General features: G+C 62.2%; 20 protein-coding genes. 11 read left to right on the top strand and 9 right to left on the bottom strand.

What is annotated here, in order from left to right; translation table 11 throughout:
- Window positions 1-1,392: a CoA transferase gene (locus tag HDE72_RS18560; RefSeq protein WP_183743644.1), complete on the bottom strand. Its 1,392-nt coding sequence runs from the start codon at window positions 1,390-1,392 to the stop codon at window positions 1-3.
- 87 nt (window positions 1,393-1,479) lie between these two features.
- On the opposite strand from HDE72_RS18560, the gene HDE72_RS18555 reads away from it, so the two are divergent.
- Together HDE72_RS18555 and HDE72_RS18550 are read left to right on the top strand one after the other, a co-directional pair.
- On the top strand, window positions 1,480-2,691 hold the full coding sequence (locus tag HDE72_RS18555) for a citrate synthase family protein (RefSeq protein WP_183743642.1): 1,212 nt from the start codon (window positions 1,480-1,482) through the stop codon (window positions 2,689-2,691).
- A gap of 149 nt (window positions 2,692-2,840) precedes the next feature.
- Window positions 2,841-3,035, top strand: a complete 195-nt coding sequence (locus HDE72_RS18550; RefSeq protein WP_183743640.1) for a hypothetical protein — start codon at window positions 2,841-2,843, stop codon at window positions 3,033-3,035.
- 45 nt (window positions 3,036-3,080) lie between these two features.
- Here HDE72_RS18550 and HDE72_RS18545 read toward each other — a convergent pair whose 3' ends face one another.
- Genes HDE72_RS18545 through HDE72_RS18535 form a run of 3 tightly spaced genes read right to left on the bottom strand, consistent with a single transcriptional unit; the run spans window position 3,081 to window position 8,319 of the window.
- Window positions 3,081-5,852 (bottom strand): Hsp70 family protein, encoded by a 2,772-nt coding sequence (locus tag HDE72_RS18545; protein WP_183743638.1) that lies wholly within the window; start codon window positions 5,850-5,852, stop codon window positions 3,081-3,083.
- Window positions 5,853-5,854: 2 nt separating this feature from the next.
- A complete protein-coding gene (locus HDE72_RS18540) occupies window positions 5,855-7,735 on the bottom strand; it encodes an Hsp70 family protein (RefSeq protein WP_183743636.1) in 1,881 nt (626 codons plus the stop codon).
- Complete coding sequence (locus HDE72_RS18535; RefSeq protein ID WP_183743634.1) at window positions 7,732-8,319, bottom strand: DUF2760 domain-containing protein; 588 nt, start codon at window positions 8,317-8,319, stop codon at window positions 7,732-7,734. The genes HDE72_RS18540 and HDE72_RS18535 overlap by 4 nt, the downstream gene beginning before the upstream one ends.
- Before the next feature lie 299 nt (window positions 8,320-8,618).
- Here HDE72_RS18535 and HDE72_RS18530 point away from each other — a divergent pair, with 299 nt between their 5' ends.
- The 6 genes from HDE72_RS18530 to urtE all read left to right on the top strand — a co-directional run bounded on the left by HDE72_RS18530 (window position 8,619) and on the right by urtE (window position 15,160).
- Window positions 8,619-9,398: a DUF4349 domain-containing protein gene (locus HDE72_RS18530; RefSeq protein ID WP_183743632.1), complete on the top strand. Its 780-nt coding sequence runs from the start codon at window positions 8,619-8,621 to the stop codon at window positions 9,396-9,398.
- 198 nt (window positions 9,399-9,596) lie between these two features.
- Entirely contained in the window at window positions 9,597-10,850 is a 1,254-nt protein-coding gene (gene urtA / locus HDE72_RS18525) for an urea ABC transporter substrate-binding protein (protein WP_183743630.1), read from the top strand.
- Between the two features lie 53 nt (window positions 10,851-10,903).
- A complete protein-coding gene (gene urtB, locus HDE72_RS18520) occupies window positions 10,904-12,505 on the top strand; it encodes an urea ABC transporter permease subunit UrtB (protein WP_183743628.1) in 1,602 nt (533 codons plus the stop codon).
- The gene (urtC, locus tag HDE72_RS18515) at window positions 12,505-13,623 is read left to right on the top strand and encodes an urea ABC transporter permease subunit UrtC (RefSeq protein WP_183743787.1); all 1,119 of its coding nucleotides are present in this window, start codon (window positions 12,505-12,507) and stop codon (window positions 13,621-13,623) included. The genes urtB and urtC overlap by 1 nt, the downstream gene beginning before the upstream one ends.
- Window positions 13,620-14,450, top strand: a complete 831-nt coding sequence (gene urtD / locus HDE72_RS18510; RefSeq protein ID WP_260176792.1) for an urea ABC transporter ATP-binding protein UrtD — start codon at window positions 13,620-13,622, stop codon at window positions 14,448-14,450. Before urtC ends, urtD begins: the two co-directional genes overlap by 4 nt.
- Window positions 14,451-14,461: 11 nt before the next feature.
- Window positions 14,462-15,160, top strand: coding sequence for an urea ABC transporter ATP-binding subunit UrtE (urtE, locus tag HDE72_RS18505; protein ID WP_183743623.1), 699 nt, complete (start codon window positions 14,462-14,464; stop codon window positions 15,158-15,160).
- Window positions 15,161-15,162: 2 nt separating this feature from the next.
- Here urtE and HDE72_RS18500 read toward each other — a convergent pair whose 3' ends face one another.
- Together HDE72_RS18500 and HDE72_RS18495 are read right to left on the bottom strand one after the other, a co-directional pair.
- The gene (locus HDE72_RS18500) at window positions 15,163-15,747 is read right to left on the bottom strand and encodes a chromate transporter (RefSeq protein WP_183743621.1); all 585 of its coding nucleotides are present in this window, start codon (window positions 15,745-15,747) and stop codon (window positions 15,163-15,165) included.
- Window positions 15,744-16,358, bottom strand: coding sequence for a chromate transporter (locus HDE72_RS18495; protein ID WP_183743619.1), 615 nt, complete (start codon window positions 16,356-16,358; stop codon window positions 15,744-15,746). Before HDE72_RS18495 ends, HDE72_RS18500 begins: the two co-directional genes overlap by 4 nt.
- 207 nt (window positions 16,359-16,565) lie before the next feature.
- Between HDE72_RS18495 and HDE72_RS18490 the strand changes: the two genes are divergently transcribed.
- Complete coding sequence (locus tag HDE72_RS18490) at window positions 16,566-16,787, top strand: hypothetical protein (RefSeq protein ID WP_260176791.1); 222 nt, start codon at window positions 16,566-16,568, stop codon at window positions 16,785-16,787.
- 405 nt (window positions 16,788-17,192) lie between these two features.
- Here the strand turns inward: HDE72_RS18490 and HDE72_RS18485 are convergent, their stop codons facing one another.
- A complete protein-coding gene (locus tag HDE72_RS18485; protein WP_260176790.1) occupies window positions 17,193-17,777 on the bottom strand; it encodes a response regulator in 585 nt (194 codons plus the stop codon).
- Window positions 17,778-18,162: 385 nt separating this feature from the next.
- The gene (locus tag HDE72_RS18480) at window positions 18,163-18,726 is read right to left on the bottom strand and encodes a phosphohydrolase (RefSeq protein ID WP_260176789.1); all 564 of its coding nucleotides are present in this window, start codon (window positions 18,724-18,726) and stop codon (window positions 18,163-18,165) included.
- A gap of 187 nt (window positions 18,727-18,913) precedes the next feature.
- Between HDE72_RS18480 and HDE72_RS18475 the strand changes: the two genes are divergently transcribed.
- Window positions 18,914-22,045 carry an NAD(P)-binding protein gene (locus HDE72_RS18475; protein ID WP_183743617.1) on the top strand — a complete coding sequence of 1,044 codons (3,132 nt, stop codon included), beginning with the start codon at window positions 18,914-18,916 and terminating at the stop codon, window positions 22,043-22,045.
- A 102-nt stretch (window positions 22,046-22,147) separates the two neighbouring features.
- Window positions 22,148-23,050, top strand: coding sequence for an alpha/beta hydrolase (locus HDE72_RS18470; protein ID WP_260176788.1), 903 nt, complete (start codon window positions 22,148-22,150; stop codon window positions 23,048-23,050).
- Here the strand turns inward: HDE72_RS18470 and HDE72_RS18465 are convergent.
- The gene (locus HDE72_RS18465; protein ID WP_183743613.1) at window positions 23,047-25,941 is read right to left on the bottom strand and encodes a hybrid sensor histidine kinase/response regulator; all 2,895 of its coding nucleotides are present in this window, start codon (window positions 25,939-25,941) and stop codon (window positions 23,047-23,049) included. The genes HDE72_RS18470 and HDE72_RS18465 overlap by 4 nt on opposite strands.
- Window positions 25,942-25,963: the final 22 nt, after the last annotated feature.

The raw sequence follows: 25,963 nt of genomic DNA, 5'->3' as shown, positions 1-25,963 counted from the left end.
TCAGAGCCAGCTTGCCTGGTAAGCGTCCAGTGGCGATGGCGGCAGGGCAAAGTAGGGCGGTGTGTCGGTCATTTCCTCTGCCGGGCTGATCGCGTTGATGCGGCCGAATGGCGAGTCCGTCTCGCTTCTCCACGCGGCGACTTCCTCCGCGCCGAGTTCGGGCTGCGCCAGGCCGCCATCCACCGTGCCCATCGCTTGCAGCCAGGCGCCCGTCTGTGCCAGCGACAGCCTGACCCGCCAGCCGCCGCCTGCCACAGCGCGCCGTTTCAAGGCGGCCATCGCGCCTAGCGCGGCGATATAGCCGCTGGCGTGATCGAGCGCCTGGCATGGCAGTTTGCCCGGCTGCGCCAGATTTTGGGCCTGGCCTTCGGCCCAGGCGATGCCGCTGGCCGATTGCACCAGGCTGTCAAAACCGCGCCGCTGCGCCCATGGTCCGGCATGGCTGTAGGCGGACAGGCAGACTTCTATCAAGCCCGGTTTTAATGCCTGCAATTCGGCAGTCGAAAAGCCGCGCGCTTCCAGTGAGCCTGGCCGGTAGGCGTGGATGAAGATATCGGCGCCACGTATCAGTGCACGCAGGCGCTCGCGTTCCGATTCCTGGCGCAGGTCCAGCTGGGCCGGGCGCTTGCCGCGTCCCGTATCGATCACCAGCGCGGGAATATTCGGCAAATGGGCGGCGCTGATCGCCAGCACATCGGCGCCGTGCTGCGCCAGGGTGCGTGCGCCAACGGGGGCAGCGATCACGCGTGACAGATCGAGTACACGCAAGCCCCCCAGAGGCCGGCCCTGGTGATCGGCAGGCAAGGGCAGCGGCGCCGTGTCGCTGACGCGTTCAATGTCAAACAGGGGCAAGCTGGCGATGGCTGCTGCCTGCGGGTGGGCTTGCCATTCCTGCGGGCTGCGTATCATCGCCGCGCACAAGCCTTCCTGTGCCAGGCGTGCATCGAGTTCTTCCGCCTTCCAGTCCTTGATGGCCGCTGCCACGGCTACGCGGCTGTCGGCGCACTGCAAGACCTTCAGCACGCCATTGTGGTGATGGGCGAAATTGGTGTGCAACTGTATCCAGCGGCCATCGCCAGCCTGGTAGTAGCCGGCGATCGGGCTCCACGGATCAGGCGCCGGCTTGCCATCGACCAGCAGGTAACGCTCGCTACGGAACTGGGCCAGTGCGTGGCGCTGGTCGACCCGCACATCCTGCTCGCGGCCGGTGCGCAAACGCCAGATTTCAGCCGCCATCAGCGCCTGTGCGCCTATGGTGGCGCAGGCGATCGGGCCGACATGGAAGATGGATGGCAGGGACAGACCCGTGTTGGAAAAGCGCAGGCGGCGCAATGGCGTTGTGTCGTTCTCGGCCAGTGTCCACAGCGTGTGCAGCATGGTGTTCAATGTCATGATGGGCTCCTTAAGTGATGATTCAGTCTAAAATTGCGCAAGCGGGGCGTCAATCTTGATTGCCGCAATCGATATAAAGAAAAATCCATGAGCGATTTGAGTGAGCAGACACTGAACGCGAGCGAGGCTTGCCAGTTGCTGGGCGTGACCCCGGCCACCCTGTACTCCTATGTCAGCCGGGGCTTGCTGATGTCGCACGCCAGGGACGGCGAGCGCAGCAAGCATTATGCACGCGATGAAGTCTTGCGCCTGGCCGCAAGGCGCAAGGATGGCCGCCGGGCCGGCCATGTGGCGCAGCAGGCGATAGACTGGGGCACGCCGGTGCTTGAGTCGCGCATCACCCAAATCGAAGACGGCGTGATGCGTTACCGGGGACGCGACGCGATGGCGCTGGCGCGCTACGCCACGCTGGAAGAAACGGCTTGCGTACTGTGGGAAACCGCAGATGCTGATCCCTTTGCCCACGCTGCCGATATCGCCGCACCAGCGCACTGGCCCGTCTTGCGGGAAGCCTTGCGGGATCGCTTGCCGCTGGAGCGGGCGATGGCGCTGCTGGCCGCCTGGCCGCCAATGCGCGACCTGGCGGGAGCGCAGTGGATGCGCATCCTGGCCGCCGCGCTGCTCGATACGGAGATCAACAAGGCACCGTTGCACGTGCAATGCCGCACGGCCTGGGGAGTGGCGGCCAGCTTTGACACTGTGCTGCGCGCCGCGCTGGTTGCCTGCGCCGACCATGAATTGAATGTATCGGCCTTTACGGTACGCTGCGTCACTTCGGCGGGCGTGGGCTTGTCCGGCGCCCTGACCGCAGGGCTGGCGGCCGTCAGCGGCCCGCGCCACAGCGGCGACACCTTGCGCGTGCGCGAGCTGATCGATGCCGCCATGGCCAGCGGCGATATCGCCAGCGGCTTGAGTGTACGTATCGCGCAAGCCGACCACCTGGGCTTTGCCGATATCCTGCCCGGCTTTGGCCATCCTTTGTACCCGGAGCCGGCCGGCGATCCACGGGGGCGGCTGATGCTCGATCTGCTGCAGCAGCATGCGCCAGAGCTCGAAAAACTGGAAGCATTGCTATCGATAGCCGCTACGGGCAGGGTTTTGACAGGCCAGTCTGCGAATGTGGACTTTGGCCTGGCGGCCATCGAGTATGCGTTTGATTTACCGCGCGGCGCGGCGCAGACGCTCTTCGTGCTGGGCCGCAGCGCCGGCTGGATCGCGCACGCGATGGAGCAGGCGGCATCGGGCAGTTTGATACGGCCGCGTGCGCGCTATGTGGGATCTTTTACAGCGCCCATTTAAAACTTGTGATCTGCGTAGTCACAAGTTTTATGAGATTGCAAAATCGTAATATTTTAAATTTATCTAAACCTGTATGCTGGACAGACTGACGCTATCTGGGTTCATTCAACAGTGCCCGGATACCGTATTTGACCCTGTCCGAGGTAATCATGAGTGTGCTGAGCCGGCTTCAGGCCATTGTTTTAAGGACCGCTGCTTTGGGTGTTATCTGCACTGGCGTGGATTGGTTTTTCTTTAGTGGTGCTGCGGATACGGTGAGTATCGTGAGGCGGCTGGCATTTCTTGTGACGTTTAATATCGTCTATGAGCTGTGTGCCGCATATCGCCGCCCCAGCGATCAATAGTAATCGAAGCGGGCTTTGGGAGCTGTGTCATTCAAGCTCCCAATGTCAGCTAATCAGCTTCAACCCCGGCGGCAGCGCTTCGCCCAGCATGCGTTTTGTGTTGGCTTCGTCCAGTTGCGCTACTTCCTGCACCATGGTGACCCAGGCGGCTGGCGCGCCCACGGCTGTCAAGCGGGTGATGACGGTGGCGCGCAGTGCGTCGCCGATATCGCGCGAGCGGTCGCCGGTCATGCGGGCCAGGTGGGCGGCGGCGAAGGCGGCCGGTTCGACCTTTTTCCAGTCCAGCGCCAGCAGCACGTCCAGCCACTCGGCCACGGTCTCGGCGTCTACCACTTCGTGCGCGCTGCCGTGGAAGGGCTGGCGCGTGCCGACCCTGGCCAGTGCCCACAGGGTGTGCGCATCGGCTGCTTCCGTCTTGCTGGCGGATTTCTCCAGCCGCTGCAATAACCAGGCGCCCACTTCAGCCTTGTAAGCGCCGGGGATGCGTTCGAGCGAGGCGCCCAGGCGCAGCATGTCGTCGTCGCTGCCGTTGACCAGCGTGACGGGGCGGCTGTTGCGCTGCGCCGCATCGGCTTGCAGGTTAAAGGCGAAATCGTCCAGCAGGCGCAGTTGCTGTTCCGTGGCGAGGCCACCGGCCACGCGGCGCCACAGGGTCCACCATTCGCTGCAGACCTGGTGATCCTGGTGCTGCTGCACTCCCGTCTCGAACAGCGCCCACAATTGTTCCATGCGCCAGTCGTCTAGCGGCTCGCCATAACCGGGGCGCAGGCAGTAGCCGGCCAGGTTCAGCCAGACTTTTTCATGGTCCACCGAACGGCGCCGGCCCTTGGCCCGTGACATCAAGGCGTCGAACAGCTGGCGCAGCAGCGGGGCTGGCCATTGTTCGCGTGCGCCCAGTCCCTGTTCCAGGTGCTGGCGCAGCTGGCGCACTTCCTTGGCTTCGACTTTTTGCGCCTTGCCGCCAAAGATGCGGTCTATCTTTTCCAGCGCCTGCGCCAGACGGGGAGGTGGTGCTTCCGTCTCACCGTCAGCATCGTCCTGCTCTGCGCGTAGCTGAAACTCCAGCAGCCAGCGCTGCTTGCTATTGTCCTGCGCCACGCAATGCACTTCCAGGGTGCCTACCTCCGTCATCACGGTAGCCAGTTGCACGGCGATTTCGCGCTGTTTGTCTTTGTCTCCACTTTGGCCATGCAGCACGCTGGCCATCGGTGGCAGGCGCACATAGTCGCCGGCGCTCAGGTCGACGATGTCGCCCAGTTTATGTGCTGCGGAGTTTGAGGACGCCAGGTGGAAGCGCACGGGCCGGCCCAGGCGCAGTGCAAAGACACGTTCAATCAAACGGAGCTCTTCGCCGCTGGCGCTGCCGCGCGGCAGGATGCAGACGGCGCGATGATCTTTGCCTGCCTCGCCCAGCACCAGAAAGTAGCTGCGCGCCGAGCCGCCGGCGATGCGCGGCGCCTGGCCACGGCGGGCCAGCGCATAGGCGACGGCCCCACGCGCCACGGCCACGTCGGGATTGTCATTGTGCAGTATGGTCAGTGGTGCACCGCGCCAGCGCGCCAGGGTATCGGCCAGGCGGCGGGCCAGCGCATCGGCGCGGAACACGCCGCCATTGAGCAGCACAGTGTCCGGCAGTTCGCCTTGATGCTGTTGTAAGAAGCTGGCCAGGTGGCGCGTGATGGCGGCATCCTGTGCGTAGGGCAGGCCGAATTCGACGATGCCGACGCGCCCCTTCTTTGCCGTGTCGCCAGCGTCCACCAGCGGGAAAAAGCCATCGACCACCATCGCCGCCACTTCGTCGCGTGTAAGGTCGACGGAGCGGCTGCCGCCTATCAGGCGCGAGCCGGCGCCCAGCAGGGTGACGGTGGTTTTTTCGGGCGCGTCCTGGGACAGCAGCAACTCCTTGGCGGCGCGGCAGCGTTCCATCAGCTGCGACAGACGCGCGGCCGACAAACGCATGCCGCCTTCCTGGCCTGCCGCCATGCGTGTTTCGACCAGGTGGGCCAGCGCCAGGTCCATATTGTCGCCACCGAGTATCAAATGGTTGCCCACGCCGGTGCGGGCCAGCTGTGGTTCGCCATCCTCGAAGTTGACGTCGATCAGGCTGAAATCGGTAGTGCCGCCGCCCACGTCGCAGACCAGAATGCGGCGCGTGTGTTCCAGGTCTGCGCGCAGGGTAGCGCGCTGGCGGTGCAGGAAATCATAAAACGCAGCCTGCGGTTCTTCCACCAGCCGCAGGGTGGGCAGGCCGGCCATGCGCGCCGCGACCAGGGTCAGCGCGCGGGCGCCTTCATCGAACGATGCGGGGATGGTCAGCACCAGTTCCTGGGCTTCCAGCGGCGCGGCGGGGTGGCGGTGATTCCATGCAGCGCGCACATGGGCCAGATAACTGGCGCTGGCCGCCACGGGCGACACTTTTTGCACATCGGTTTCGGCGCCCCAGGGCAAAATAGGCGCCTGGCGGTCTACATTCGCATGCGACAGCCAGCTCTTGGCGCTGGCTACCAGGCGGCCGGGCACTTGCGCGCCCAGCTGCCTGGCCAGGGTGCCCAGCACCGCTTGTTCGACACCCGTCAAATCTTGCTGCGGCCATGGCAAGGGTACGTCGCCCGCCGCCAGTTCGCCGGCGGCAGGGTGAAAACGCAAGGAGGGCAGCAGGGCGCGTGGCGCCACTTCGCCGGGCGCCACCAGCTGTTCGATCTCGAACAGGCGGATGCCTGCAGCGGCATCGTTGACATCGGCATAGGCCACCACCGTATTGGTGGTGCCCAGGTCGATGCCGACCAGATAGTCCGGCTGCCCCTTTGCGCTAGCCATGCTTATTGCTGCGGCGTGCCGCGCACGTCGAATTCCACTTTCCAGCGCTCGGCGCCATCGATGGATACGGCCAGCAGTTCCAGGGTGCCCGCTTCGGTGACGCGGGCGTGCAGCCTGACTTGCACCACGTCGCCGGCCTGGCGGCCTTCGGCAGACAAGGTCGCCTGGATTTCGTTCAATTCCTGCAGCTCGTCTGGTCCCCAGAAGTCCAGCAGGTCGCCGATCTGGTCGTTGCGGCGCGTGGACGAGGCGAAGAAGCGGAAGTGCACTGGTTCGCCGACCACCAGGCCGAATTGCTGGCCCGGCAGTTCCAGTTCGCTGCCTTCTTCCATGCCGAACGGCGCCACGCACAGGGCCTGGATCGGTGGTTCCATGCCGGGTATGGCGGGCATGGCCGATTCGATGGCGACGTAGAACGCGCTGGCCGTGCCGCCGCGGATGCGCACGCCATGGCCGCGCCGTACATAACTGTAGTAGGCAGCGCCGCGCGCCACCGCCAGGTCCAGGTCGGCGCCGGCCAGCATGCGCGCCGGTTCCGCGCCTTCCAGGTATAGCCAGTCATTGACGGTGGCCATGATGCGCTGGGCCAGCAGCTCGGACTTGAAGACGCCGCCGTTGAACAGTACGGCCGTCGGATGCAAGAAGGTGGCGTCTTGCGCCTGGCGTCCCGCAAAGCCTTGCAGCTCACTGGTCGCCGCCACTTGCCGGCCCAGGAATGCGGCCAGGTGGCGCGTGATGGCGGCGTCTTGCGCATATGGCAAGCCCAGTTGCGTCAGGCCGGCGCGGGTGCGCACGGCAGGGCGGCTGGCCGCCTCCACCTGCGGGAAGAAGCCTTCGAGGATAAAGGTCGATACTTCGGCGCGCGTCAGCTCGGTGCGGATCGAGCCGCCTATCAGTTTGGAGCCACGGCTAGGCACGACGATGGGCGCCGTATCGAGGCCGCTGTCGGCCAGCAGGCTTTCCTTGGCGCTGCGGCAGCCATAGGTGAGCGCGCGCATTTGCCAGGCGTCGAGCTGGGTGCCGTTGGCCGCCAGTTTGCGCGCCACCAGATGGGCCAGCGCCAGGTCCATATTGTCGCCGCCCAGCAGGATATGTTCGCCCACGGCCACGCGGTGCGGCTCCAGCACGCCGTCGCGTTCGAGTACGGCGATCAGCGAAAAGTCGCTGGTGCCGCCGCCCACGTCGACCACTAAAATGATGTCGCCCGGCTTGACGTCCTTGCGCCAGCGCCCTTCGCTGGTCTGTATCCAGCTGTACAAGGCCGCTTGCGGCTCTTCCAGCAAAGTCAATGCAGTGTAGCCGGCCGCTTGCGCCGCTTCCATGGTCAGCTCGCGCGCAGCCGGGTCGAACGAGGCGGGTATCGTGACGGTGATTTCCTGCTCCGCAAACGGTGCGGTCGGATGGGCGTTATCCCAGGCCTGGCGCAAATGCGTCAGGTAGCGCGTGGCGGCCGTGATCGGCGAAATGCGGGCCACTTCAGCCGGCGCATCGCTGGGCAAAATGGCGGCGCGGCGGTCCACGCCAGGGTGGCACAGCCAGCTCTTGGCGCTCGATACCAGGCGGATAGGCGTGGTGGCGCCGCGGCTGCGGGCCATTTCGCCGACCACGAATGGCGCGTCGGCTTCTTGCACGGCCCGGGGCCAGGGCAGGGCCAGGTCGCCGGCCGCCACTTCATCGGCGTGCGGCAGGTAGACAAACGATGGCAAGAGCGGTAAATCTTCCACCATGCCGGGGGCCGACAATTGCGGCACTTTCAGCACGCCATGGCTGGACTTTTCGCCATCGCTCTCGCTCAGGTTGACATACGACAGGGCGCTGTGGGTGGTGCCCAGGTCGATGCCGATGGCATAACGGGCGTTGCTGGTGTTTACGGACTCGCTCACAGTTCCACCTCGGCTGGCGCCAGAATGGCTGCGTCGTGCTGTTCGCTCAGCTTGGGCAGGCGCACGCTGGACGCGCGCCAGCCGCGATGGCTCAAGGTGCCCTTGAAGGGGGCCGAACCGACCACGTTGCCTGTCAGGCGCACCTGGGCGCTGTCAAAACCTTCGTTCAGGACGATGCGGCTGCCCTCGGCTTCCTGGCGCACGGCTTCGATGGTGAAGTATTCGCGCATGACCTTGGCGCAGCCTTCGTGCACCACGCGGGCCGCCGCGCCGATGTCGGCGTCGGCATGGCTGGCCAGGTTTTCCTGCGTAAAGTCGATCAGACGTGCTTCGCGTTGCAGCAGTGCCAGCAATTGCAGGGCGGCGTCTGGCGTGGCTTCTTTTAATATGATGGGAGCCGGTGCCGGAACGTGCACGGGCGCTGGCGCCGGAGCGGGTGCTACTGGCGCCACTGGTGCAACTTCAGGCAGCGACAGTTTTTCCACGCGGGCTGCATAGGCGGCGTCGGACAGGGTGCTGAAGAAGGCGCCGAAAGCCAGCGGGACTCTGCGCCAGAATGACGGATGGGACGATGATGCGTTCATGGGATACTCGTTTCTCTGATCTGTAGGGAGGCGTCGGCGGCGGGCCAGGGGCGGGGCCGCTTCGCAAGGTCTTGCATGGGCCGGACCACAATGGCCGGCTGGCGTTGCCCGCATGATACCAGCTACCGCGCCGTCGCCAAAGCCGCCGGCCCCCGCAGCCAGCGCGCAAGACGCGCATTCTTTTTGTTTTTTCGCAAGGAAACGGCGGATTTCCAGGAGTTTCGACTAGAATCGCGGCTAGTCTTTTTTACATGCTTGCGATACACGAGTTGCCTTTATAGAAATCAAAGAGAGTGGAAATGCGGAAAATTGTTTTGGCTGTTGCCGTCACCTTGTTATTGGCTGCCTGCGGCAAGTCTGGCCCGTATCAAGCCGTGGAAACACGCGTGATCGATGAGCGCAAGGGCAATGAATTGCTTGCTTATGAGCACAGCATCGACGTGGCAACAAGCGAGGCGCAGATGCAGCCCCTGTATGAAAAAGTCATCGCTGCCTGCAAGGCCGATACGGAAAACAGCTGTCTGCTGCTCGATTCGAGTATCGCCAGCGGGCGCTATATGCAGGCGCGCATCAGCATGCGGAGCAAGCCGGCCGGCATCAAAAAGATGATGGCGCTGGTCGGCAAGGAAGGTCAAGTGACCAGCCAGGGCACCAAGGTGGAAGACCTGGGCCGCCCCGTGCTCGACAGCCGCAAGCGCCTGGAGATGCTGCGCCAGTACCAGGCACAGCTGCAGGAACTGGAAAAGCGCTCGGGCAAGGATGTGGACGCCCTGATCAAGGTGACGAAAGAACTGGCCACGGTGCAGGCGGAACTGGAACAGGCGACGGCGGCCGAGGCCTTGCTGATGCAGCGCATCAATACGGATTTGCTGAACGTGGCCATCAGCGCGGAAGGCAAGCAATCGTTCTGGACACCGGTCAAGCGCTCGCTGGGCAATTTCACGGACAACTTGTCGGAAGGCATGGCCAGCGCCATCACGGCGCTGGCGTATATGCTGCCGTGGCTGCTGGCCTTTGTGCTGCTGTTTCCGCTGGGACGCAAGGGCTGGCGCCGTTTGCGGGGGCCGCGCAAACCATAAAGCCCGTTCTTTATAGAAAATCAACCCGGCTGCACAGTCCTTGTGCAGCCGGGTTTTTTTTCGTGCGGGCTACTGCTTGCCGCACCAAACAGTGGCGTTGCTGAGCTTGCCCTATAGCCAAAGGGCTGGCATGCATTCTGCTTTAGCAACCGTGTATGCCTTCATCGACACTCGCGGTTCCAATAAAAAGGGGTTCATATGTCACGACGCATCATCTTGAAAGCGGCAGCAGCAGGCGCATTGGCACTGACCGCGTCCTTATTGACGCAACCGGCCTGGGCTGCCGATACGATCAAGGTGGGCATCTTGCACTCCTTGTCGGGCACCATGGCGATTTCCGAAACCTCGCTGAAAGACGTGGCCTTGATGACGATTGCGGAGATCAATGCCAAGGGTGGCGTGCTGGGCAGGAAGCTGGAGCCGGTGGTGGTCGATCCTGCGTCCAACTGGCCGCTGTTTGCGGAAAAGGCGCGCCAGCTGGTGGCGCAAGACAAGGTGGCCGTGGTGTTTGGCTGCTGGACTTCGGTGTCGCGCAAATCCGTCTTGCCTGTGTTCAAGGAACTCAATAGCCTGCTGTTTTACCCGGTGCAATATGAGGGCGAAGAGCTGGAAAAGAATGTGTTTTATACGGGCGCCGCACCGAATCAGCAGGCGATCCCGGCGGTGGAATACCTGATGAGCAAGGATGGCGGCGGCGCCAAGCGCTTTGTGCTGCTGGGAACGGATTATGTGTACCCGCGCACCACCAACAAGATTTTGCGCGCCTATTTGAAAAGCAAGGGAGTCAAGGATAGCGATATCAGCGAGGTCTACACGCCATTCGGCCATGCTGACTATCAAACCATCGTCGCCAATATCAAGAAGTTTGCCGCCGGCGGCAAGACGGCCGTCATTTCCACCATCAATGGCGATTCGAATGTGCCGTTCTACAAGGAACTGGGCAATGCAGGCTTGAAGGCCACCGATGTGCCGGTGGTGGCGTTTTCGGTGGGCGAGGAAGAGCTGCGCGGCATCGATACCAAGCCTTTATTGGGCCACCTGGCGGCCTGGAATTATTTCGAGTCGCTCAAGAATCCCGTGAATGCGGCCTTCATCAAGCAGTGGAAGGCGTATGCGGTGGCGCAAAAGCTGCCCAATGCAGGCTCGGTCGTCACCAACGACCCGATGGAAGCGACCTATGTCGGCATCCACATGTGGGCGCAGGCCGTCGAGAAAGCCAAGTCGACCGATACCGACAAGGTGATTGCGGCCATGGCTGGCCAGAGCTTCAAGGCGCCGTCCGGCTTTACCTTGAGCATGGACGCCACCAACCACCATCTGCACAAGCCCGTGATGATAGGCGAGATCAAGGCCGATGGGCAGTTCAATGTCGTGTGGAAAACCAAGGAGACTATACGCGCCCAGCCCTGGAGTCCGTATATCAAGGGCAACGAGGGCAAGCAGGGTTTGTAAGATTTTTTAGTCTTGCCAAGCGTCGCCGTGCGCCATCTTTCTTGGGAATTTACATGCGGCTCTTTTCACCATTGCTGGCGCTCGCCTGCCTGTGCCTGTCGTCGCTGGCCCAGGCGGCCATCGATCCCGGCTTGCTCAAACCTTTGACCGGCGACGATCCCGACGCACGGATCGCCGCCGTGTCCGGTATCGCGGCCCTGGCCACACCGGAAGCCATGCGTCTGCTGCAGGCCTTGCAGGCGGAGACCTTGTATGCCACGCCCGATGGCAAGCTGTTTATCGTTGACGGCGAGCAAGCCGAAGATGCTGCCACGGGGCAAAAGGTGGCCATACCCGATGGCATCGATGGTCTGATGGTCAACAACCGTTTGCGGGCGGCAGTGGAGGGCGCCTTGTCGGGCCTGAAGCTGCTGGCGCCAGACCGTGCCCAGCGCCTGGCTGCGGCGCAAGAGTTGCAACAAGCTGTCGACCCCGCGCAAATTCCCTTGATACGCAAGGCGCTGGTGCAGGAGAGCGATGCCGAAATCCGGCAGATATTGCAAGTGCTGATCGCCAGCGCCAATCTGCACGCGCCCGATGCGGCCACGCGCAAATTAGCCGTGCAGGCGCTAGCCGGCAGCAGCGACGCGCGTTTGCTGACTACCTTGCAAGCCATGCTGGACAAGGGCGCCGATGGCAAGCCCGGCGAACCCGATCAAGGCGTGCAACTGGCCGCGATTGAAACCATGCACCAGATCAAGGGGCGCGTGTGGCGCATGGAAGTGGCAGGCAATGTGTTCTACGGCATCTCGCTGGGCAGCGTGCTGCTGCTGGCGGCGCTGGGCCTGGCCATCACCTTTGGCTTGATGGGCATCATCAATATGGCGCATGGCGAGCTGCTGATGATAGGCGCTTACACCACCTATCTGTGCCAGCTGTTTTTTCGCAAGTTCTTGCCCGGCATGCAGGATGCTTATCTGTTTGCCGCCCTGCCTGCCGCCTTCCTGGTGGCGGGCCTGGTCGGCATCGTGCTTGAACGCACTGTCATCCGCTGGCTGTATGGACGGCCGCTAGAAACCTTGCTGGCCACCTGGGGCATCAGCCTGATCTTGATGCAGGCAGTGCGCACGATTTTCGGCGCGCAAAACGTGGAAGTGGCCAACCCGGCTTGGATGTCGGGTGGTGTGACGGTACTGGGCGGCCTGGTGCTGCCGTACAACCGCCTGGCCATCATCGTGTTCGCGGCCTTGGTGGTGATCGCGGTGTGGCTGATTCTCAATAAAACGCGGCTGGGCCTGTTCTTGCGGGCCGTCACGCAAAACCGCCGCATGGCCGATTGCGTGGGCGTGGCCACCGGCAAGATCGACATGCTGACCTTCGGCCTCGGTTCCGGCATTGCCGGCCTGGGCGGCGTGGCCTTGTCGCAGCTGGGCAATGTGGGGCCGGACCTGGGGCAAAGCTATATCGTCGACTCTTTCATGGTGGTGGTGCTGGGCGGCGTGGGGCAATTGGCAGGCACGGTGATCGCCGCACTGGGCCTGGGCGAAGTCAATAAATTCCTGGAGCCGGTGGCGGGCGCCGTGCTGGCCAAGATCGCCATCCTGGTGTTCATCATTATTTTCATCCAGCGCCGCCCGCAAGGCCTGTTTGCCATGAAAGGACGCAGCGTCGAATGATGAACTCACTCAGGGGCTATCAGGGCCTGTTTTCGCGGCTCATGTGGGCGGTCATTGCCGCCTTCAGCGTGCTGGCGGCCTTGCTGCCAGTCTGTAATCTGATGTTTCCTGACGGGCATATGCTGCATGTGTCCGCTTATACGGTGGCGCTGGTGGGCAAGTTCATGTGCTATGCGCTGGCCGCGCTGGCGCTGGACCTGGTCTGGGGCTATACGGGCATCTTGTCGCTGGGCCATGGCGTATTTTTTGCGCTGGGCGCCTATGCGCACGGCATGTATCTGATGCGCGCCATCGGTGCGCAAGGCCAGTATCACAGCAGCTTGCCCGATTTCATGGTGTTCCTGGACTGGAAAACCTATCCCTGGTACTGGGCTTTCACGGAACATTTCTGGTATTGCATGGCGCTGGTGCTGCTGGTGCCCGGTGTGCTGGCCTTTGTGTTCGGCTATTTTGCCTTCCGATCGCGTATCAAGGGCGTGTATTTTTCCATCATCACGCAGGCCATGACGTATGCCTTCATGCTTTTGTTCTTCCGCAATGACACCGGCTTTGGCGGCAATAACGGTTTTACGGACTTCAAGACCATCCTCGGCTACAGCGTGACGGCGCCCGCCACCAAGGCCGTGCTGTTCCTGCTGACCCTGGCCTTCTTGCTGGCCGCACTGGTGGGTGCGCGCGCCATCGTGCGCTCCAAGCTGGGCCGCGTCCTGCAGGGCGTGCGCGACAGCGAGGCAAGGCTGATGTTTCTCGGCTACAACCCGCTGTGGTTCAAGCTGTTCGTGTGGACCTTGTCGGCCGTGCTGTGCGGCATAGCCGGCGCCCTGTACGTGCCGCAGGTGGGCATCATCAACCCGTCGGAAATGTCGCCGGCCAACTCGATCGAGATGGTGGTCTGGGTGGCAGTCGGCGGGCGCGGCACCCTGATCGGCCCCATCCTGGGCGCTTTCACCGTGAATGGCCTGAAGAGCTGGTTTACGGCGGCCTTGCCTGAATTGTGGCTGTTTGCGCTGGGATTGTTATTCATCGTGGTTACGCTATTCATGCAGCAAGGCATGCTGGGCGTGTTGAAACAATGGCGGCGTGGCAAGGCCGCCGGCGTGGACAAGGAGGCCGCATGAGTATCCGCATGCTAGCCGGCATGGCCAGTGCCGAGGCAGGTCCATCGTATGCACGGGTCAAGGGCGAGGGGCTTGACACCACGCATGGCGCGATTCTTTACCTGGAAGATATTACCGTCTCGTTTGACGGTTTCAGGGCGCTCAACAAGCTGAGCCTGGATATTTCGGTCGGTGAGCTGCGCTGCATCATCGGGCCGAATGGCGCAGGCAAGACCACCATGATGGACGTGATCACCGGCAAGACCCGTCCCAGTTCCGGTACGGCCTGGTTCGGGCAAACCATGAACCTGGCCAGCATGACGGAAGCCGAGATTGCCCACGCCGGCATAGGCCGCAAGTTCCAGCGTCCCACCGTGTTCGAACAGCATACGGTGTTCGACAACCTGGAGCTGGCGATGAAGATGGACAAGCGCGTGGCGGCCACCCTGTTTGCCCGCCTGAGTTCCGAGCAGGAAGGCAAGATCGAGGCCATCTTGCAGCTGATACGCCTGCATGGCCAGCAGGGGCGCCTGGCTGGCTTGTTGTCGCATGGACAAAAGCAATGGCTGGAAATCGGCATGCTCTTGATGCAGGAGCCGCAACTGATCCTGCTCGACGAACCCGTGGCTGGCATGTCGGACGCGGAAACGGCGCGTACGGCCGAATTGCTGGGCGAGTTGCGCGGCAAGCATTCCATCATGGTAGTCGAGCACGACATGGGTTTTGTCACGGAGATTGCCGGGCAGGGCATCGTGACCGTGCTGCACGAGGGCGCCGTGCTGGCCCAGGGCCGCATGAGCGAGGTGCAGGCCGACGAACGCGTGATCGAAGTTTATTTAGGAAGGTAAAGGAAGCTGCGATGCTGGAAGTCGAACAGTTGCATCAATACTATGGTTCCTCGCATACCTTGCGCGGTATTTCGCTGGCGGCCAGGAAAGGTGAATGCCTGGCCTTGCTGGGACGCAATGGTGTCGGCAAGACGACCTTGCTCAAATGCCTGATGGGCGTGCTGCCGGTAGCGACCGGTTCGGTGGTGCTAAACGGGCGCGACATCACGAAACTGTCGCCGCACGCGCGCGCCAGGCTGGGCATTGCCTATGTGCCGCAGGGGCGAGACATCTTTGCCCGCCTGACGGTCGAGGAAAACCTCTTGATGGGCATGGCCGTCAAGAGCGGACGGCAGGCGTCGCGCATCGATGGCCAGGTGTACGAGCTGTTTCCGGTGCTCAAGGAAATGCTGCGGCGGCGTGGCGGCGACCTGTCGGGCGGCCAGCAGCAGCAACTGGCGATTGCCCGCGCCTTGCTGGCTGAACCGCAACTGATCATTTTCGATGAGCCGACAGAAGGCATACAGCCGTCCGTGATCAAGGATATCGGCAGGGTCATTTCCTTGCTGAAACAGCGCGGCGACATGGCCATCGTGCTGTGCGAACAGTATTTCGATTTCGCCCGCGAACTGGCCGACGACTTTATCGTGCTCTCGCGCGGCAATGTGGTGGCCAGTGGAAATGCCGTGCAGATGGATGGAGAAGACGTCAAGCGCCATCTGGCGGTGTAGGATTACACCAGCTGGTACCAGCCCAGCACGGCGCCTGCTGCCAGCAGCCACAGCAGGTGGATTTTCGTGCGCCAGATGATCAGGCCAGCCACGATGGACAGCGTCCACAGCGGCCAGTCGGTGCTGAGATTGTGGTTGGCGCCGCCTAAAATCATGCCGGTGGAAATCAAGAGGGCGATGACGATGGGCACCATGCCTTGCTTGAAAGCACGCACGGCGCGCAGGTCGCGGTTGCGGTAGCCCCACTGGGCTGCGACATAGGTCAGGGTGGTGCTGGGCAGCATGATGCCGACCATAGTGACGAAGACGCCCAGGTAGGCCGCCGTGTAGCTGCCCGCATTCAAACCCACGTTCCAGCCCATCAGGGCGACAAACAGCACGTTGGGGCCGGGTGCCGCCTGGGCAATGGCGACGGACTCGTTGAACTGGGCTTGCGTCAGCCAGCCTTGCTGTTCCACCAGGAAACGGTGCATTTCGGAGGTGGTGGAGATGGCGCCGCCGATCGACATCAGGGACAGCAGCAGATAGTGGCCGAACAGGTTCAGCCAGTCTGCCGCGCTCAGTACCAAATGAATGGGCGGGTTCATGGCGCCAGCTTCCGGTAGGTCAGCACGCAGCCGATGCCGCCCAGGCCCAGCAGGATGTAGAACAAAGGCCAGTGCAGGATGGCCACCATCAGCACGCCCAGCGCGGCGAAGGGCAGGGTCAGCCACAGCGGCAGCGGATGCTTGTTCAGTGCGGCGGCCAGCTTCAAGCCGGTGGCCCCTATCATGCCGGCCGAGACGGCGGCCATGCCGCGCAGCGCGCCGATGACTTGCGGATGGGCGCCGAAGCGCGTGTACAGCACGCCCAGTATCAGCACGACGACGAGCGGCGCGGCCAGCATGCCGGCCAGCGCCGTCAGTGCGCCTTTCAGTCCGAAATAACGGCCACCGACCATCAGTGACAGATTGGCAACGTTGGGTCCGGGCATGATTTGCGCCACGGCCCAGTCTTCCAGGAATTCCTCCTGGGTCAGCCAGCGCTTGCGCTCGACCAGTTCGCGCTGGACTACTGCCAGCACGCCGCCAAAGCCTTGCAGGGCCAGCCAGGTAAAAGAGAAAAACAGGTCGGCAAGCGAGGCGGGCCGGGGACGTGGAGCAGGCACAGCGTCGCTGGCGGCCGCGCTGGGTGGGGGCGATGGCAGGGGAGGGGGCATGCCCGATTATCGCTGCGCCAGCGCTTGCTTGTCCACGATTTTTCCAGCGCGGGGCGACTTGACAAGTCCGGGTGGAAAAAGTCTGGCTTCATGTTTGCCTGTCATTGACATCGAGAATTTATCGGCAATACTTTCGCTGTCTTCCCACGCGCTGGTCCCTTCATGCGCACTCCTTCCGCCTTTCCCTTCTGCAGGAGCAAGCCCATCATGCCTAGTTCTTCTCAAACATTGCATATGCCGGTCAGCAAGTTGATACCGCATGCGCGCACCGATCAAACGATGTGCGACATCGTCAATATGGGCATTGCCGTGCAGGCGGCGTTCAGCACCTTGTGCGCCTTGGAATACCTGAAGTCATACAATATCGACCCTGACTTGATCGAACGGGTGCTGTTGCAGCCGGAGCGCCGGCGCCCCTCGCTGCACTGACAACAGATGTTGCTGTAGAGCATAATCTGGCGTTGTCGAATTGTTCATGGTGGCTCAGTTATGCACAAATGATGGGTTAGCGAAATTCGTGAAATAATTTTCCTGTGATTATGTGTGATTTTGTAAGTGTTTGATTTTTAATGGATTTATTTTTGCTGTTTGATTGAGCAGTTTATTGAAACCCGCACTGGCTGTGGCTTTGAGGGCTGTCAATAGGTCCTTATCCACAAAGATATCCACAGTCCGTGTGGATATCTGAAAAATGGCTTAACAATCCGCTACTTAGATGATTTTGATCAAAACGGCGCGCTCTGCCGCTTATGCGCCACGCGCAGATGGCCTGCGCAGCAGGACTGTATGCCCATCCAGTGTGCATGTTTTTAACCAGAAGTCGTTCTGTTGCGCTCAGTGCCTGCTGCACTGATGTTCCAGTGCTGCCGTCAGATCAGCCACTTGCTGCTGTGCTTCACACAGGCTGGCATAAGTGCGCAGCGACGAGATGACGGTCGTAAATAGTTTGCGCGTGGTCAAGTCTGTCTTGCACCAGAAATCGTTGATGTCGTAGTCGACGATGATGCGGTGTTCCAGCGCTTGCCCCGGCTGGCCGGTACGCAGGATGATGCGCACGGCGCGGTTGTGCAAGTCTTCACGGATCTGGCGCGCCACTTGCAGGCCTGCATCCTGGCTTTCCATGATCACATCGAGCAACACAACGGCGACGTCGGGTGTGTTGCGCAGCACGGCAAGCGCCTCGGCGCCTGAATAGGCGTGCAGAAAGCTCAGGCGCCGGCCCTGGAAACTGGCCTGGCTGAGAGCGAACTTGGTGACTACGTGCACGTCGACATCGTCGTCGACGATCAAGACGCGCCATGGCGCCGCTGCCTGTGCGGCGTCGGATGCTGCCTGGCCGTCAGCTTGCGGGTCGTCCACCAGCCAGTCGGGATCGTCAGCCGCCGTGGCGGCGCTGTCGCTTGCTGTATTGGAGTTCATGCTTTCCCCTGCGGTGATCGTGCGGCGCGAGAGCCACACCATACTAGTGTGCACGCTTTGTCAAAAGGCTGCATTCAAGCGTACGGGCACGCCGGATGAACGTCTGCAGATCGATTGCTTATGCACAGCAAAATATATTTTTCATGAGCCCAGGCAACTTTGTTGTTGGGCAATATCCACCTTGCAAGTCATTGATTTTATTCAGTAAAAATATTGCCTGTGAAAACGGCAAATTGTTGAAGCCCGCATCAGTGCTGGCTTTGCGGCTTGTCAAGAGGGGCTTATCAACAACTTTATCCACAGTTGCTGTGGATATCTGAAAAAGTCCTGTAAAAACGTGGACTTAGCTTTGGAGGCTGATGAGTGGGACGTGGCGCCATGGGGCTTACACTAGCCCACTATCGATGCGATGAGCCTGCAATTGCGCAAAGCATTGCAAAAAACGTTGCTTTGCGACACTGGGATCCATGGCCACAATTATAGCGGGCAAGGGGGCGATGCCGTCAAGGTAAGCCCAGCGCTCGACGGAATGCGGCATCAGGTCGCGTTTTTCTGTCGCCAGCGCAATCAGGTCGGCGCGCTTGATGGGGGCGTAATCGGAAAAGTCGAGGCCATAGGTGGCGGCGATGATGGCGCTGACCTTGTCTTCCAGTACGGAAAATTGTGGCAACAGTACTTTCAACGGTTTCACCATGTCGCCCAGATAGGCTTCGGCCGCATCGTGCAGCAAGGCGGCCAGCTTGAGCCGTGGCGGCACCAGTTCGGCCACGATCAGGCTGTGCTGGGCGACGGAATAAAACACTTGCGTCTGGCCATTGAAGCGGCACTGATAAGCGAGCCCGTGCGCGATATCTTCGATGGCTACCTTGTCGATATGGGGCCGCAGCGGATAAAAACGGTTGCCCGAATACGTGGATACATAGTCGGTCGTGATCATCTCCATCGTCATCTTCATTCCACAGTGAAAGTAGTCAGGTCTTCATGCTACACCGGACGCGCTCAAGCTGCTGTCTCCCTCCTACCGCTGAGCCTATGCATATTGGCAAATTGTTTAATTTATTTCATATCATTAATCTTTCATTCTCTGGCACACTAAGAGAATATTGTTTGATTGAAATCAAATCCAGGGTGCAACGATGACGGCAAGACCTTCTTATATTTACCAGGGCGGTTCGGTGATGATGCACTCGCCGCTGCAATTGAAACAGTCTGAAATGTTTGGCTATTTCGTCAAGGGCGAGCTGGCGAAGCTGCAAGCGACGGTCAACACGACCTTGAACCAGGTGGCAGGCAAGCGCATGCGCCTGAAGGCCTTGTCGCCGTATGTGATGCTGACCTTTACGCGCGTCAATCACGCCGATTCCGCCAACCCGGTCGACCAGGCCAAGGGCTGGATCACGGAAGTCGATATCGTGACCTGGATCATGGTGGGCCAGATGGACGCCAAGGACAAGCTGGCGCATATTTATTGGTATCCCTGCCATATTTTTGTCGACGATGCGATGGCCCTGATCAATGGGCGCGAGCTGTTCGGTTACCCGAAATACCTGTGCGAGTACGAGATTCCCGCTGCCGGCAGCGAGCCGCTGCGCTGTTCCGTGGCGGCCAAGGGTTTCCAGCATTTTTCGCCGGAAACAAAGCTGGCGCTGCACCCGCTGCTGGAAGTCAACGCCACCGTGCGGAAGGGGCCGCACAAGCCCGTCAACAGTTTCCTGGAATTGATCGAGCAGGCGTTCAAGATCTTCCTGTCGATTCCCGACTTTTTCGATCTCGATGCGGCAGGCTGGCAAGATATCCTGTCGCTGCTGCGCAATCCCCGCATCGACCAGATCTTCCTCAAGCAGTTTCCCGACAGCGCAGGCGTGAAAGCCGTGTATCAGGCGCTGGTGGCGGCGCCGGCCACCATCAACCGCCTGCACAGCGCCCGCCTGCTGGGGTTTGAGTACGAATGTACCTTGCATGCCTTCGACAGTTTTCCGCTTAATGAGACCCTGGGCCTGAAGCTGGGACCGCAGCAGGCTATCTTGCCCTTCAATGTGAATTTTGACTTTACAGCCATGCCGGGCGAAGAGCTGGTCGACAATTCCCGCATTGCACCGGAAAAAATCGCCATCCTGGGCGGTGGCGTGGCATCGATGACGGCGGCGTATTATTTGACCAATCAGCCGGGCTGGCAAAACGAGCGCGAGATCACGCTGTACCAGCTGGGCTGGCGTTTGGGAGGCAAGGGCGCCAGCGGGCGCAATGCCGCCATCGGCCAGCGCATCGAGGAACACGGCCTGCATATCTGGTTCGGTTTCTACGCGAATGCCTTCAGGATGATCAAGGAAGCCTACGCCAGCCTGGAGCGGCCGGCCGGCTCGCCCCTGGCCACCTGGCGCGACGCCTTCAAGCAGCACGATTACGTGGCCTTGTCCGAAGACGTCAAGGGCGGCTGGCGCAACTGGTCCATCGTATTCCCCACCTTGCCGGGCGAGCCGGGTGTCGGCGGCGAAGACATCACCCTGTGGCAGATGGCGGTGGCGATGGTGGGCTGGATCGAACAGTGGATAGGCGATATCCGCAAGGTGGCGGCGGCCGATGCGCGCATCGCCACGGCAGCCGCCAGTGGCGCGGGTAGTGGTGATCCTTGGCCCGGCTGGCTGCGGCGCCTGGCCGACGAGGCAGTGGGCAAGGTCGATGAACTGGGGCTGGACGTGGGCCTGTCGGTGGGCGCGCTGGTGGCGCTGGTGGCCGACCTGGCGCCCGACTCGCGCAAGCACGACGCGGCGCGCCACCAGCTGCTGGCCAGTAGCTTGAGCGGCATCCGTGCCTGGCTGCGTTTGCGCTACCGCAGCAAAATCGATGGCGACGATCGCTTGCGCCGGCTGTTTACCTGCCTGGACCTGGGCATCACGGTCATGAAGGGCATGTTTGAAGACGGCGTGTTCAAGCACGGTTTCGATGTCATCAACGATATCGATTTCCGTGCCTGGCTGCGCAAGCATGGCGGCGACGAGCAGTTCAGCGTCAATTCGGCGCCCGTGCGCGGCTTTTACGACCTGGTGTTTGCCTACGAGGGCGGCGACTTTGGCAAGCCCAATATCGAGGCTGGCACGCTATTGCGGTCGATGGCGCGCATCGGCCTGGCCTACAAGGGCGGCATCATGTTCAAGATGCAGGCCGGCATGGGCGACACCATTTTCACGCCGCTGTACGAGGTGCTGCAAAAACGCGGCGTCAAGTTCAAGTTCTTCCAGCGCGTGGAAGAACTGGTGCCGCTGCATGGTGAGATCGACAGCATCCGCATCACCGAACAGGTACAGTTGAAGGATACGGCTGCCGGCTATGCGCCGCTGGTCGATGTGAAAGGCCTGGCCTGCTGGCCCAGCGCACCCGATTACGCACAGATCGACCCGGCGCAGGCGGCTCTGCTGCAAGCACAAGACATCAACCTGGAATCGTACTGGAGCGACTGGCCGCAGCAATACCAGCAGGCGTTCGGCCAGCCGCTGCCCGTCACGGTCTTGCAGAAGGGCGTCGATTTCGACAAGGTGGTGTTCGGTATTTCGATCGGCTCGCTGCCGGCCCTGTGCCCGCAATTGCTGGCGCAAAGCCCGGCCCTGCAACTGGCGGCCGACAAGGTAAAAACGGTGGCCACGCAGGCTTACCAGGTCTGGCTGAACAAGGATTTAAGGCAGATGGGCTGGACCTATCAGCCCAAGGGGCAACAACCAGTACTGTCGGCCTTCACGGAGCCGTATGATACGTGGGCGCCGATGGACCAGTTGCTGGTGCACGAAGACTGGCCGGCCGGCCTGGAACCGAAGAACGTGTCTTATTTTTGCAGCGCCTTCCCGGTCGACAGTTACCCGCCCGTGACGGACACGGGTTTTCCGGCCCGCTGCGCGGAACGCGCGAAGCAGGGCGCCGTGCACCAGTTAAGTACGCAGATCGGCGCCCTGTGGCCGGAAGCGGGGGCGGGCGCTGCCTTCCCTTGGCAATGGCTGATCGACGCCAAAGAGGGCAGCGGCCCGGCGCGTTTCGACAGCCAGTACTGGCGCGCCAACGTCGATCCCTCCGAGCGCTACGTGATGTCGGTGGTGGGCAGCACGCAATACCGGCTGACGACGGAGCAGTCAGGCTTTGCCAACCTGTTCCTGACGGGCGACTGGATCAGGACGGGCTTGAATGCGGGCTGCGTGGAAGCGGCCGTGATGGCGGGCATGCAAACTTCGCGCGCCATGACGGGGTATCCAGCGGTGATCCAGGGCGAGAAGGATTTTTAAACCCAACTGGAAAAGACGGATGCCGTGACAGTGTGCCGGCGCCCGCCCGGGCGCCAGCTTGCTATGATGGCGTTTCCCTGTCCCTGCCTTGTTGGAGCACGCATGAAAAGTCTGTCCCTGTTTGTTCTATTTGCCACCGCTCTCGGTAGCGCCGCCGCGCAGCAAACGGCCACCATTCCCCTGTGGCCAGGCTCGCCTCCGGGCGGCGCGGCGCCGGGGCCGCAGCGTGAAACCGGCAAAGGTTCGATCACCCAGGTGGCGCAGCCTTATCTGATCGTGCACCGCCCCGCGCAACCGAATGGCACGGCCGTGCTGCTGATCAGCGGCGGCGGTTATGCGCATATCGAAGCGGGCAAGGAAAGTGGGCCGACGGCGGCCTGGCTGCAGTCGCAGGGCATCAGCGCCTTTGAGCTGGTGTACCGCTTGCCGCAAGAAGGCGGCGGCGTGGCGGCGCCGTTCCAGGATGGCCAGCGCGCTATGCGGCTGATCCGCGCGCACGCCGGCGAGTGGCATATCGACCCTGCGCGCATCGGCATACTGGGCTTTTCCGCTGGCGGCCATCTGGCGGGCATGACGGCGGCCCGGCCGGCGGCGCCCTTGTATGCGCCGGTCGATGCTGTCGACACGCTCTCGGCGCGGCCCGATTTCGCCGTGCTGCTGTACCCCGTGCTGACCATGCAAAAGCCGTACGACACCACGCATGCCAAGAAAGAGCTGCTGGGCGCCCACCCTACGCGGACCGAGCGCGACGCCATGTCGGTGGAGCTGCAAGTGGCGGCGCAGATGCCGCCGGTGTTTTTGGCGCAAGCCGAGGATGATCCGATTTCGCCGCCTGAAAATAGCCGGCTGATGCACGAAGCCTTGCGCAAGGCAGGCGTGCCCGTCAAGCTGCAGATGTTCCAGCAGGGCGGCCATGGCTGGGGCCTGGGCAAGCCAGGCAGCGAGCCGGCCGTCTGGCCGCAACTGTTCCTGGAATGGGTGCGCGGTGTAGGATTTTTGCGTTAATTGAAGTTCGAGGGGTCTGGCTGGCTCAAATCGCGGCGCGCCGCGGCCAGCGCCGCCTGTACTTGCGGCAGGCGCTCTTCCACCTCATCGAGCTGTCCATCCGCAGCCAGGGTTTCCATCTGGTGGCACAGGCTGTGCAGGGTAGGGTGGCTCAGATAACCGGCGCTGCCTTTCAGCGCGTGAAAGGCGGCCGCTGCCGCGCTGGCGTTGCCATCATGGACCGCATGGCGCGCCAGGTCGAAGCGGCGCGGGGCTTCATCTAGGAACGCTTGCGCGATGCGCTGCAAATGCTGCGGCGACAGGCCGGCCAGCGGCAGGATGTGCACCGGCTGCGTCAGCAGGTCTAGCGGCAACCCGTCGTCGTCGGCAGCGCCGTCTTCTGTCTCGGCTAAGCCAAACTGGCGCGCCAGCGCATCGTCTTCCAGCGCCGGCTCGGATGCTGGCGCTGGGGTGGCTGGCGGCAGCGCATGGCCGCGCGCCAGCAGCAGGTCGATCACCGCGTCGATTTTCTGGAACAGCAGCGCTTCGTCGACCGGTTTGCTGAGGAAGTCGTCCATGCCCGCATCGAGGTAGCGCTGGCGGTCATGTTCGCTGGCGTTGGCCGTCAGTGCAATGATGGGGATGCGCGCATCAGGGATGGGGTAGCTGGCGTTGCCGCCTGCGCGTATCAGGCGCGCGGCCTGTTCGCCATCCATCAGTGGCATGCGGCCATCCATCAGCACGCAATCGTAGCTGCCGCTGGCCAGTGCGCGCAGCGCTTCGTCGCCATTTTCCACGATGGTGACGTCGTGGCCCATGCTTTCCAGCAGCGTGCCGATGATGATCTGGTTGGTGCGTACGTCTTCCGCGCACAGGATGTGCAAACGGCAGGCATGGTGCGCCTGGCGCGGCGCCTGGCGGGCGTCCGGCGGCGGCGCACTGCCTTCGGCCAGCGGCAGGCTGAAATGGAAGCGCGAACCAATGCCGACCCGGCTTTCCACGCCTATCGTGCCCTGCATCAGTTCGACCAGTTCCTTGCAGATGGCCAGGCCCAGCCCCGTGCCGCCATAGCGGCGCGTGGTGGAATGGTCGGCCTGCTCGAATTTCTGGAACAAGCGGGGCAGGGTGTCGGCGTCGATGCCGGCGCCCGTGTCGCTGATGACGAATTCGATATGGTGTACATCTGCTTGCTGGCTGTCGCGGCTGCGCCGTACTTCCAGCAGCACTTCGCCATTGGCCGTGAATTTGATCGCGTTGCCCAGCAGGTTGATCAGGATCTGGCGCAAGCGCGTGGGGTCGGCGCGCACATAGCGGGGCAGGTCCAGCGCCAGTTCGCGGCGCAGCAGCAGGCTCTTGGCGTCGGCCTGGCCCTGCACGATGCCGGCCGCGTCGCCTATCAGCGCCAGCAAGTCGAAGTCCACCGTTTCCAGGGTCAGCTTGCCCGCGTCGATCTTGGAAAAGTCGAGGATGTCGTTGAGGATGGTCAGCAGCGATACGCCGTTATGCAAGCCGATGCGCAGGTATTCCTGCGTGCGGCCGCGTACCGACTGGTCGCGCAGGGCGAACTTGAGCATGCCGATCACGCCAGCGAGCGGCGTGCGGATATCGTGGCTCATGGCCGACAGAAAATCGATGCGGTGGCGGCTGACCACTTCCGCGTGTTCCTTGGCGACCAGCAGCGCTTCATTGCTGAGGGTGAGGGCCAGCGTACGCTCCTGCACCCGCTGTTCCAGGTTGTTGCGCAGCACGCGGATCTGGTCGGCCAGCGCAAAGGCCAGCAGCAGGCCGTCGAGGGTGCCGCCCAGCAGTGTCCACAGCTGGGCATTGCCGACCACGGCGGGGATCAGGCCCAGGTTGGCCGGCAGGATGATGAAGCCGGGCAATATCAGCGCGATGAAGGCCAGCACGAAGAAGCGCGCCGGCTGGTAACCGCGCCGCCAGACGACGATGCCGCAGGTCAGCGCCAGCACCATCCAGATGGTAATGGCGATGGTGGCCAGCGCGTGTGCGTATTGCAGCGCGAAAAAGCAGCTGGGCAAGAGCAGCAGCGGCAGTATCAGATTGATTTTGCTGATGCGGGCCAGGCGCGGCGAATAGTCGCGCAGGCGCAGGAAGTGCGTATAGAACAGAGTGCTCAAGACCGGCAGCAGGAAGAAGGGCACATAGTGCAGTGACAGCATGTGCCAGTCGAACAGGTCGGCGAAGACGTGGAAGGTCATGGCCCAGGCCAGGCCATAGGTCAGCACGTAGAGCGCGTAATAGAAAGAGGCTTTTTCCAGGGTGATGGAAAAGATGAAGAAGTTGAACAGTCCCAGCGCCAGCAGGGCGCCGATCGAGGCCACCATCAGAAAGTTTTCGCGGCCGACCAGCTTGCGGTAAGTCTGTTGCGGCGTCACGGCGAACAGCGGCGCCCGCGCATAATAGGGACTGGAAAAACGGATCAGCACGCGGTAGGTCACGCCCGGTTCCAGCAGCACGTTCTTGCCGTAATGCAGCAGATAATCGTGCTGCTGCTGGTAGCCCGACAGCAGGGTCAGCGGGGCGCCGGGTTCGTCGGGTTCATACACGTGTATCGCCACCTGGTCGATCAGGGTGTCGTTAGGATCGATGACCCAGTGCTGTTCGCCGCTGTCGTTGCGCACTTGCGCATACAGCCAGTAAGCGCCGCCGAACAGATTGACTTCCCTGGCCGGGCGCAAGCTGGCCAGCCAGGCCGGCAAGGCGGCCGTCGTAGGCGGCGTGCCGGTTTCGCCTGCCGGGGGCACATCGTCGGCATAATTGTCGGCATAAAACAGCTGGCCGCTATCGCCCAGATTGTGGATGCCTTGTACTGTCAGTGGAAGTGGCTGCGGTAGCGCTTGCGCGCGGGCGGCGCCTGCCAGGCATGGCAATACCAGCGAGCACAATACCATCGCCAGCCATATCGTTAACCAC

Source organism: Janthinobacterium saanense, from assembly GCF_014200675.1.
GTDB lineage: Bacteria > Pseudomonadota > Gammaproteobacteria > Burkholderiales > Burkholderiaceae_D > Janthinobacterium.
Note: the sequence above shows the minus strand (reverse complement) of the source record. Positions and strands in the feature narration are given on the sequence as shown.

Bases quoted from the DNA above. Each gene is read 5' to 3' on its own strand.
- HDE72_RS18470 (WP_260176788.1), top strand. From the start codon at position 22,148: ATGAAAAGTCTGTCCCTGTTTGTTCTATTTGCCACCGCTCTCGGTAGC.
- HDE72_RS18530 (WP_183743632.1), top strand. From the start codon at position 8,619: ATGCGGAAAATTGTTTTGGCTGTTGCCGTCACCTTGTTATTGGCTGCC.
- urtA (WP_183743630.1), top strand. From the start codon at position 9,597: ATGTCACGACGCATCATCTTGAAAGCGGCAGCAGCAGGCGCATTGGCA.
- HDE72_RS18480 (WP_260176789.1), bottom strand. From the start codon at position 18,726: ATGACGATGGAGATGATCACGACCGACTATGTATCCACGTATTCGGGC.
- HDE72_RS18500 (WP_183743621.1), bottom strand. From the start codon at position 15,747: ATGAACCCGCCCATTCATTTGGTACTGAGCGCGGCAGACTGGCTGAAC.
- HDE72_RS18555 (WP_183743642.1), top strand. From the start codon at position 1,480: ATGAGCGATTTGAGTGAGCAGACACTGAACGCGAGCGAGGCTTGCCAG.
- HDE72_RS18485 (WP_260176790.1), bottom strand. From the start codon at position 17,777: ATGAACTCCAATACAGCAAGCGACAGCGCCGCCACGGCGGCTGACGAT.
- HDE72_RS18465 (WP_183743613.1), bottom strand. From the start codon at position 25,941: ATGGTATTGTGCTCGCTGGTATTGCCATGCCTGGCAGGCGCCGCCCGC.
- urtB (WP_183743628.1), top strand. From the start codon at position 10,904: ATGCGGCTCTTTTCACCATTGCTGGCGCTCGCCTGCCTGTGCCTGTCG.
- HDE72_RS18495 (WP_183743619.1), bottom strand. From the start codon at position 16,358: ATGCCCCCTCCCCTGCCATCGCCCCCACCCAGCGCGGCCGCCAGCGAC.
- urtD (WP_260176792.1), top strand. From the start codon at position 13,620: ATGAGTATCCGCATGCTAGCCGGCATGGCCAGTGCCGAGGCAGGTCCA.
- HDE72_RS18560 (WP_183743644.1), bottom strand. From the start codon at position 1,392: ATGACATTGAACACCATGCTGCACACGCTGTGGACACTGGCCGAGAAC.
- urtC (WP_183743787.1), top strand. From the start codon at position 12,505: ATGAACTCACTCAGGGGCTATCAGGGCCTGTTTTCGCGGCTCATGTGG.
- HDE72_RS18490 (WP_260176791.1), top strand. From the start codon at position 16,566: ATGCCTAGTTCTTCTCAAACATTGCATATGCCGGTCAGCAAGTTGATA.
- HDE72_RS18535 (WP_183743634.1), bottom strand. From the start codon at position 8,319: ATGAACGCATCATCGTCCCATCCGTCATTCTGGCGCAGAGTCCCGCTG.
- HDE72_RS18545 (WP_183743638.1), bottom strand. From the start codon at position 5,852: ATGGCTAGCGCAAAGGGGCAGCCGGACTATCTGGTCGGCATCGACCTG.
- urtE (WP_183743623.1), top strand. From the start codon at position 14,462: ATGCTGGAAGTCGAACAGTTGCATCAATACTATGGTTCCTCGCATACC.
- HDE72_RS18475 (WP_183743617.1), top strand. From the start codon at position 18,914: ATGACGGCAAGACCTTCTTATATTTACCAGGGCGGTTCGGTGATGATG.
- HDE72_RS18550 (WP_183743640.1), top strand. From the start codon at position 2,841: ATGAGTGTGCTGAGCCGGCTTCAGGCCATTGTTTTAAGGACCGCTGCT.